This window comes from Nonomuraea sp. NPDC049152, assembly GCF_040648355.1.
Taxonomy (GTDB): domain Bacteria; phylum Actinomycetota; class Actinomycetes; order Streptosporangiales; family Streptosporangiaceae; genus Nonomuraea.
Map to the genome: position 1 here is coordinate 252,814 of NZ_JBEZDO010000006.1, position 7,391 is coordinate 260,204.

The following is a 7,391-nucleotide window of genomic DNA, read 5'->3' on the forward strand; positions in this document are numbered from 1 at the left end:
GGGAACCTAAGATCTGGGGGCCGAGGCGGCTAGTACTGGCGGCGTGTCCCGCGCGTGGCGGCCCGATGGGCGCCCGTTCCCGTCAACGACCGGACCGACAGCTCGTCGAACCGGTCAGGGTCGGCCTCCTCCTTACTGAACAGGGCGCCGACGAACGCGCACAGGAACCCGAACGGGATCGACACCAGGCCGGGATTCTCCATCGGGAAGACGGCGAAGTCGAAGCCCTCGGGGAGTAGCGACAGGCTGGCCCCTGTAATCGGATCGGTCTTCCCCGACACCACGGGGGAGAAGAGCACCAGCAGCAACGATCCGGACAGCCCGCCGTACACCCCGGCGACGACGCCGGTCGAGTTGAACCTCTTCCAGAACAGAGAGAGCACGATCGCTGGCAGGTTCGCCGAGGCGGCCATCGCGAACGCGAGCGCCACCAGGAACGCGACGTTCTGCTGGCGGGCGATCACCGCGAGCACGATCCCCAGCAACCCGATCACCAGGGCGGAGAATCGGGCGACCCCGACCTCCTGCGACTCGCGCGGCCTGCCGAACATCAGCACGTGGCCGAAGTAGTCGTGGGCCAGGGAGGTGGACGAGGCCATCACCAGCCCCGACACCACCGCCAGGATGGTGGCGAAGGCGACGGCTCCGATGAAGGCCAGCATGAGATCACCGCCGATCGGGCCGCCGACGAACTCTCCGAGAACCTGCGCGAGCTGGAGCGCCGCGGTGTTGCCCGACGGGTCCTGCGCGGTGATCGCCTGGTGCCCCACCAACGCGGTCGCCCCGAAACCCAGCGCGAGCGTCATCAGGTAGAAGACGCCGACCAGGCCGATCGCCCAGTTGACCGACGTACGGGCGGCGCGGGCGTCCGGCACGGTGAAGAACCTCGTGACGATGTGCGGCAGGCCCGCCGTACCCAGGACCAGGGCCAGCGCCAGGCTGATGAAGTCGAGCTTGTTCAGCAGCGTCCTGACCGGGTCGCCCACCACCTCCCTGGCGTAGTGGCCGCCTGGAAGCAGGAAGTCCGGCCGGCCGCTGGCCTTCACGGCGGCGCCCAGCATCTCGCTCGGATTGAACCCGAACCTGCCCAGCACCAGCACCGTCAGCACGATGGTGCCCGACATCAGCAGCACGGCCTTGATGATCTGCACCCATGTGGTGCCCTTCATGCCGCCGAACATCACGTAGAAGATCATCATCACGCCGACCGACACGATCGTCACCACCTTGGCGGCGTCGGTCGACACCCCCAGCAGCAGCGACACCAGCGCGCCCGCGCCCACCATCTGGGCCAGCAGGTAGAACACCGACACGGTGACCGTGGAGATCACCGCGGCGGTGCGCACCTTGGGCTGCTGCCGTACCCGATAGGACAGCACGTCGGCCATCGTGAACCTGCCGGCGTTGCGCATCAGCTCCACCAGCAGCAACGTCAGCAGCCACGCGACCAGGAAGCCGATGGAGTAGAGGAAGCCGTCGTAGCCGGACAGCGCGATGATGCCCGCGATGCCGAGGAATGAGGCGGCCGACATGTAGTCGCCCGCCAGGGCCAGCCCGTTCTGCGCGCCGGAGAACGCCCTGCCGCCCGCGTAGAAGTCCTCGGCGGACCTGGTGTTGCTCCTGGCCCAGAAGGTGATCACCAGGGTGATGGCGATGAACAGCACGAACAGCCCGAACGTCAGCACCGTCCGGCTCATCGGCGCCGCCTTCCGTGCCGGGGCGAGGGAGCCCAGTTCTCGATCCGCCGACGTTCGGCGAGGATCTGTTCCGTCCTGTCCTGCTCGGCCTGCCTCAGCTCGGCCTCGTTGCGCAGCTGCGCCGACAGGGGGTCGAGCATCCTGCGGGCGTAGCGGGTGTAACGCCAGGCGAGCACGAAGGTGGAGACGAACTGGAGGATGCCCAGGAGCAGGGCGACGTTGATGTTGCCGACGGCCGGATAGGCCATGAAGTCGCGGGCGAACGCGGAGAGCGAGATGTAGAGGAAGTACCAGCCCAGGAACGAGGCGACGATGGCGATGGCCAGGCGGCGAAAACGTTTCTTTAAGAGTCGGAACCTCCTGTCTTGCGCCAATTCCGCATATGGCCCTGGTGGGCCGTTACGTCCTGAGCCCCCCACCATGCGGCCCTCCCTGGCTCGCGATCACACTCTGTGTCGGCGCGACTCCACAGTGAGATGAAACGATACGGGCGGCTCCACACTTTTTCCGGGAAATGCGGGAACTCCCACTCCGACCTCCGGCCCCCCTTCCCCTGCCCAACCCGCGCCTGCCCCAGGCCCCTCCACCTCCCAGCCACTCCCGTCCTGCCTGCGCCCCCCAGTCCCTCGCTCATCGCCGCCCCCTCCGGCCTCGGCCCTCGACCTCCTCGCTCCCGGCCTCTTGCCGGTCTCTCATCCGCGCCGTCCTCGCGGCCGGCTTCCGCTTCTCGGCAGCCCTCGCACCACCCCATGCCTCCCGGATCACACCCGCCTCGCCGTCTCGCGCATATGACGCACCGGGCACTCCTCCTGCCTGCGAACCCGATAGGCATCTGTTGGCCGGAGCACACTCGCCTCCGCGACCCGACCGCGAGTCCCTCGTACCGGCGCGCTCTCGCTCCCGGGGCGATCGCGCCTTCCCCCTACCAGGGCTTTCTCGCCCTTGGGTCCATTCACGCAGCCTCCGCACCGGGACGCCTCGCCCGCCTCTCCCTCGTCGTGTCGCCCGCTTGGAGCGGAGTCGCGTCGCCCCCTCGGCGCGGAACTGTCACCGGCGTGGGGTTGAATGCAAAGATGGATCGACAATTGACAGTGATGGCCGTTCACGCGCACCCCGACGACGAAGTGATCGGCACCGGCGGCATTCTCGCCCGTTACGCCATCGAGGGCATCAGGACGGTCCTGGTCACGTGCACCAACGGCGAGCAGGGCGACGGCCCCGGCGGAGTGAAGCCGGGCGACCCGGCCCACAACGACGCCGAGGTGGCCGAGCGGCGACTGGCCGAGCTCAAGGAGTCGGTTGCCCACCTCGGCATCGAGCACGTTGAACTGCTGGGTTACCGCGACTCGGGCATGGACGGCTGGGAGGGCAACGCCCACCCCGACTCCTTCTGGAATGTGCCGGTGGACCAGGCGGCGGCCAAACTGGCCGAGTTGATGGAGCACTACCGGCCCCAGGTCGTGGTCACCTATGACGAGAGCGGCGGCTACGGTCACCCCGACCACATCCAGGCGCACAGGATCGCGGTCGCGGCCACGGAGTCGACGGGCATCCCCGACAAGCTCTACTACACGGCGGTTTCGCGGGCCCGGGTCCTCGAGATGTTCGACTGGATGCGGGCGTCGGGGGTGGAGATGGAGGAGTTCGAGCTCCCCGAGGACTTCGGCACTCCCGACGAGCTGATCACCACCGTGGTGGACGTCTCGCCGTACGTGGAGAACAAGGTGAAGGCGCTCCGGGCGCACGCCAGCCAGGGCGACAGCATCTTTCTGCTGCAGATGCCGGAGGAGGCGCAACACCGGGCCTTCGACACCGAGGCCTTCGTCAGGAAGGTGTGCAAGGTAGCCGCGCCCGACCACGAGGACGACCTCTTCGCCGGACTCCGCGACTAGCCGCCCGTTCCAGCCACCCGGGTCGCGCCGCTGAGGCGACCCGGGCTCGTGCCGTACCCGATGAAGCCCGTCCTCGGACGGCCCTGCTCGTCATCCTTGTGGAGAGCCCACCTGGCCCAGCATTCTTCGATTTCGCGCACCGTGAAATCCGCGCGTCTTGAGATTCGCTCGCCCGAGGCGTGCGTTACCCACGAGTCCGTGCTCGCCGCCCAGGTCGGGCTCATCCTGGTGGGCGTCCTGCACTACTTTCCCTCCAAGGAAAACCTGCTGTCCTCCGTCCTGCAGCAGCGGGACGACATCGACATCCCGTGGTTCGAGGAGAAATGGGCGGAGGTGGGCAGTTTCCGCGGGGCGATGCGCACCTGGGCGAGCTTGATTCCTTTCGCGCTCGATCGGAGTCGGGAGGTCGGCCTTGTGTCCGTCGCGTCGAAGCGGGGGACCGGGGCTGTTTCGTGCCGCAGGCGCGGTTCCTGCTGAGCTGAAGGACATGTTGATCATGGTGTGCGCTGGGTCGGTACGGGCGAGCACGGCGCGAGCGCGGTGGGGACGGAACTGCATTCCCGAAGAGGCTCCTCTCGCGCATTCTCGCGGGTCAGTGCCATGATCAAAGCGCCCCCTGTAGAATTCGAACGTGCGACCGTCGGATTAGAAGATAGATCGTTTACTGTTCGCTGGTGTCATCTGGTGTCGGTCTGTTCCACGCTGGGTTGGTTTTGGTGTCAGGTCGTGACGGGAGCTGTCAGTTCGTTCCGGTGCGGACGAGCACGGGCCGAGCACGGCTGACCCGCCGATGCGAACCATGCAGCCATGACCCTGGGATTACGCACCACATGGCCAACGTGTTGGACTACCAGGTCAGCTCCGTGCGATGAGTTTTTATGCGGTGCAGGCGGCGTAGACCGCGAACGTCCGGCCATCGGCGGTGGCGTTCCCGTCCAGAAGATCGTCGCCGTGCGGCACGACAGGGCAGGGCTGACCGGCTTCGCGGGCTCGATCGGCGGGGGAGGGCTGCTGCTGTCGCTGGCATCGGTGGCCATCGTCCGAGGACGACGCACTCCCAAGGTGGACATCGAGGTTGCCACGCAGGAACAGGAGGGAAGCCTGTAGCGCTCCGAGACTCATCACGTGGAGCTTGACCTGCCCGGTGATTCACTCGGTCCCAGAACTGTGGGTCAAGGGCGTGTGGTTGCTCGGCGGTTGCTCGCATGTCTGCGACACGACCCAGCACGCACGGTCACAGTCCGGCACGACGGCATGGACAATCGCGGGCAGAGTGACAGAACGTGGCACCGCGCGGCGGCAAACGGCATTGATCAAGCCAACTCATAATCCGTGGGTCGTGGGTTCAAGTCCCACCCGCCCTACTCTTCCACACCGTGTTTGACCTGGGGTTTCACGATTCTCCCGACCCTCCACGCGAGCTGTTGATCATGTTTGGTTGCTCGCTGATTGCTCGCGTGTACGGATCGTGTACATCGGTAGATCGTTTAGATGGGCATTGTCAACTCAGAAATGGATGAGGTTTTCGGCAGGCGCGGAGGCCTGGTGGGCGACGAAGATCAGGTGGTCGCAGTCGGCGACGTCCCCGACGGGGCGGATCCGAATCAACAAGATCGCCCACCATGGAGCGATCACCACCGCCATCTGATCGTCGATCACGACGCGATTTTGGTGGCACCGCCTGCCCGGCCACACCCTCACCATCGGCCGGGAAGCCTTTACGCACCCTGCTGCCCGCCACGGCATCACCTTCCAGCGCACCAAGACCTGGAAAGACTCACCAGACCCGGACTTCGAGGCCAAGCTGGACCGCATCGAGTACGCCCTCACCCAACGGCGGCCCCCTCTCCTCCAATACGGTCACGGCGTCTCAGGCGATTTCGGCGAGCTTGCCGTCGTCCTGGCCTGCCGTAAGTTCGACCGCGGTCCGGACCAAGCGGGCGGTCCAGTAGGCACGGGTACGGTCGCGCCAGGCGATCGCGATGGAGTATGGGCTCGCGTCGTGCACCGGCCGGTAGGCGACGTCGTCGCGGAGGTTGCGCTCGGCGAGGGACGTCGGGATCAGAGCGACGGATTGGCCCAGAGCCACAGCCTCTAGAAGCTGTGAGCTGTCGTGCACGACTGGACCCGACACGGGCACGTCGGGCCGCCGCTCGGCGGACTCGTTCGCCTGGGAGGCGTCGCAGTCTCGCCCCGCCCAGTAGTCGCGCTCGGAGGCAGTCGACCTCGGGCACTGTGGCATCGGCAGGCCGGCGAGGTCGCGGCAGCTCAGGGCCGTACGGCGAGCGAGTTCGTGGCCGGACGGAAGGGCGGCCACCCTCGGTTCGGAGATCAGCGGCTCGATGTCGAGCCCTCGGCGGTCGAATGGTGAACCCAGCAGAGCCAGGTCCGCACGCCCGTCGCGCAACATGTCCGCCTGCTCGCCGTAGCCACTGACGGCGAGCTCTACTCGCGGGGCGTCGGGCAGCGCGCCGTATGCCTCCACGATCCGCCGCAGCAGATCCGTCGCCACACCCGCTTTCGCCGTCACGACCAGGGTGGGTGTGGTCAGCGCCGCCCGGCGAGTGCGGCGAGCGGCCGCGGACATCGCGTCAAGTGCGCGTCCTGCCTCGTCGAACAGGGTCAGACCGGCGACGGTTAGCGTGACGTGGTGGGTGGTGCGCTCGAAAAGCTGGACGCCGAGCCGTCGCTCTAGCTCGCGGATCGCTCGGGACAGCGGCGGCTGCGCCATCCCCAGCCGCTCGGCGGCCCGAGAGAAGTTGAGCTCCTCGGCCACAGCGCGGAAGTAACGCAGCTCCCGTACCTCGAAATCGATCATACCTGGAGGGTATAGCACGAGATCGGACCGGTCTTTCCCTATCGAGGGGCTTGGCTGCTGAGATAGCTGCGAACGTCCGGCTCCCCCGAGAGGAACGAGACCATGGCTGATCTCGAACAGAACAAGCAGACCGTACAGACCTTCTTCAACCTGGCCTTCAACGACAAACAGCCGGCCGAGGCGGTCGCGAGGTACCTCGGGTCCAGCTACACCCAGCACAACCCGCAGGCACCGGACGGCTCTGAGGCATTCGTCCAGTTCGTCTCCGGGTTCGCCTCCCAGTTCCCACAGCTCAGCCTCGACATCAAGCGCGTTGTCGCCGAGGGTGACCTGGTCGTCATGCACAGTCTGATGCAGACCTCACCCGATGACCGGGGAACCGCCGTCGTGGACATCGTTAGGGTCCAGGACGGCAAGATCGTCGAGCACTGGGACGTCCTGCAGCCGGTGCCCGAGACTGCGGCGAATGACAACACGATGTTCTGAAGATCCCAGCGGTGCGGCGCGCGTCATGGCCCGGCGAGCACTCGCAACGCCGCCCGGACCTCGAAAGGGCCGGACGGGGTGTTCACACGTTGACGCGGCTCGGCACTCCTTGACGCCCCCAAGCCGGAGAACTGACGCCCGTAGCCGACTGCGAGCTGGTCGACAGCACCGACGCCCCGCTCGTGCCGCCCGGGGAAACTGACCCACCCCTCCTCAAGGTGCGGCAGGCCGCTAGGCCATCCCGGCGGGGCGCCTGCCGCATCTCTGGAAGCTCTGAGGAGGTCGATGGCCCCGCGTTGAGCCCTCCTCCAGCAACCGCGCGATCTTGGGGATCGCCGCAGCAGGGAGACTGTGCCTGGAGGGAGCGCGATAGCACATCGATGCTCCCGTCGCACGACTGTCCCCTGGGGCCACTTCTGCCGAATACCAACCCCCAGTCCCTTGGATGGGGCCAGAGATCTTGTTCAACTGGGGCCAGTACTCCCGTTCACGGCCAGG

General features: G+C 66.8%; 8 protein-coding genes and 1 pseudogene. 5 read left to right on the forward strand and 4 right to left on the reverse strand.

Annotated features, from left to right (window positions below; genetic code table 11):
* Positions 1–29 precede the first annotated feature (29 nt).
* The gene (locus tag AB0B45_RS14425) at positions 30–1,697 is read right to left on the reverse strand and encodes a cation acetate symporter (RefSeq protein WP_358130006.1); all 1,668 of its coding nucleotides are present in this window, start codon (positions 1,695–1,697) and stop codon (positions 30–32) included.
* A complete protein-coding gene (locus tag AB0B45_RS14430; protein ID WP_358130009.1) occupies positions 1,694–2,071 on the reverse strand; it encodes a DUF485 domain-containing protein in 378 nt (125 codons plus the stop codon). The genes AB0B45_RS14425 and AB0B45_RS14430 overlap by 4 nt, the downstream gene beginning before the upstream one ends.
* 720 nt (positions 2,072–2,791) lie before the next feature.
* On the opposite strand from AB0B45_RS14430, the gene AB0B45_RS14435 reads away from it, so the two are divergent.
* The 3 genes from AB0B45_RS14435 to AB0B45_RS14445 all read left to right on the forward strand — a co-directional run bounded on the left by AB0B45_RS14435 (position 2,792) and on the right by AB0B45_RS14445 (position 4,696).
* Complete coding sequence (locus tag AB0B45_RS14435; RefSeq protein ID WP_358130012.1) at positions 2,792–3,589, forward strand: PIG-L family deacetylase; 798 nt, start codon at positions 2,792–2,794, stop codon at positions 3,587–3,589.
* 198 nt (positions 3,590–3,787) lie between these two features.
* Positions 3,788–4,066 (forward strand): hypothetical protein, encoded by a 279-nt coding sequence (locus AB0B45_RS14440; protein ID WP_358130015.1) that lies wholly within the window; start codon positions 3,788–3,790, stop codon positions 4,064–4,066.
* 474 nt (positions 4,067–4,540) lie between these two features.
* The gene (locus tag AB0B45_RS14445) at positions 4,541–4,696 is read left to right on the forward strand and encodes a hypothetical protein (protein ID WP_358130018.1); all 156 of its coding nucleotides are present in this window, start codon (positions 4,541–4,543) and stop codon (positions 4,694–4,696) included.
* 399 nt (positions 4,697–5,095) lie between these two features.
* Here the strand turns inward: AB0B45_RS14445 and AB0B45_RS14450 are convergent, their stop codons facing one another.
* On the reverse strand, positions 5,096–5,248 hold the full coding sequence (locus tag AB0B45_RS14450) for a hypothetical protein (protein ID WP_358130021.1): 153 nt from the start codon (positions 5,246–5,248) through the stop codon (positions 5,096–5,098).
* 76 nt (positions 5,249–5,324) lie between these two features.
* Between AB0B45_RS14450 and AB0B45_RS14455 the strand changes: the two are divergent.
* Positions 5,325–5,408: pseudogene (locus AB0B45_RS14455) on the forward strand (IS630 family transposase); the annotation flags it as partial.
* Positions 5,409–5,459: 51 nt separating this feature from the next.
* Here AB0B45_RS14455 and AB0B45_RS14460 read toward each other — a convergent pair.
* The gene (locus tag AB0B45_RS14460) at positions 5,460–6,407 is read right to left on the reverse strand and encodes a LysR family transcriptional regulator (RefSeq protein WP_358130024.1); all 948 of its coding nucleotides are present in this window, start codon (positions 6,405–6,407) and stop codon (positions 5,460–5,462) included.
* Positions 6,408–6,509: 102 nt separating this feature from the next.
* Here AB0B45_RS14460 and AB0B45_RS14465 point away from each other — a divergent pair, with 102 nt between their 5' ends.
* Positions 6,510–6,893, forward strand: a complete 384-nt coding sequence (locus tag AB0B45_RS14465) for a nuclear transport factor 2 family protein (protein WP_358130027.1) — start codon at positions 6,510–6,512, stop codon at positions 6,891–6,893.
* Positions 6,894–7,391: the final 498 nt, after the last annotated feature.

What these genes read in the sequence shown, in the direction of transcription:
- AB0B45_RS14460 (WP_358130024.1), bottom strand. Translation starts at nt 6,407, where the DNA reads ATGATCGATTTCGAGGTACGGGAGCTGCGTTACTTCCGCGCTGTGGCC.
- AB0B45_RS14425 (WP_358130006.1), bottom strand. Translation starts at nt 1,697, where the DNA reads ATGAGCCGGACGGTGCTGACGTTCGGGCTGTTCGTGCTGTTCATCGCC.
- AB0B45_RS14435 (WP_358130012.1), top strand. Translation starts at nt 2,792, where the DNA reads ATGGCCGTTCACGCGCACCCCGACGACGAAGTGATCGGCACCGGCGGC.
- AB0B45_RS14465 (WP_358130027.1), top strand. Translation starts at nt 6,510, where the DNA reads ATGGCTGATCTCGAACAGAACAAGCAGACCGTACAGACCTTCTTCAAC.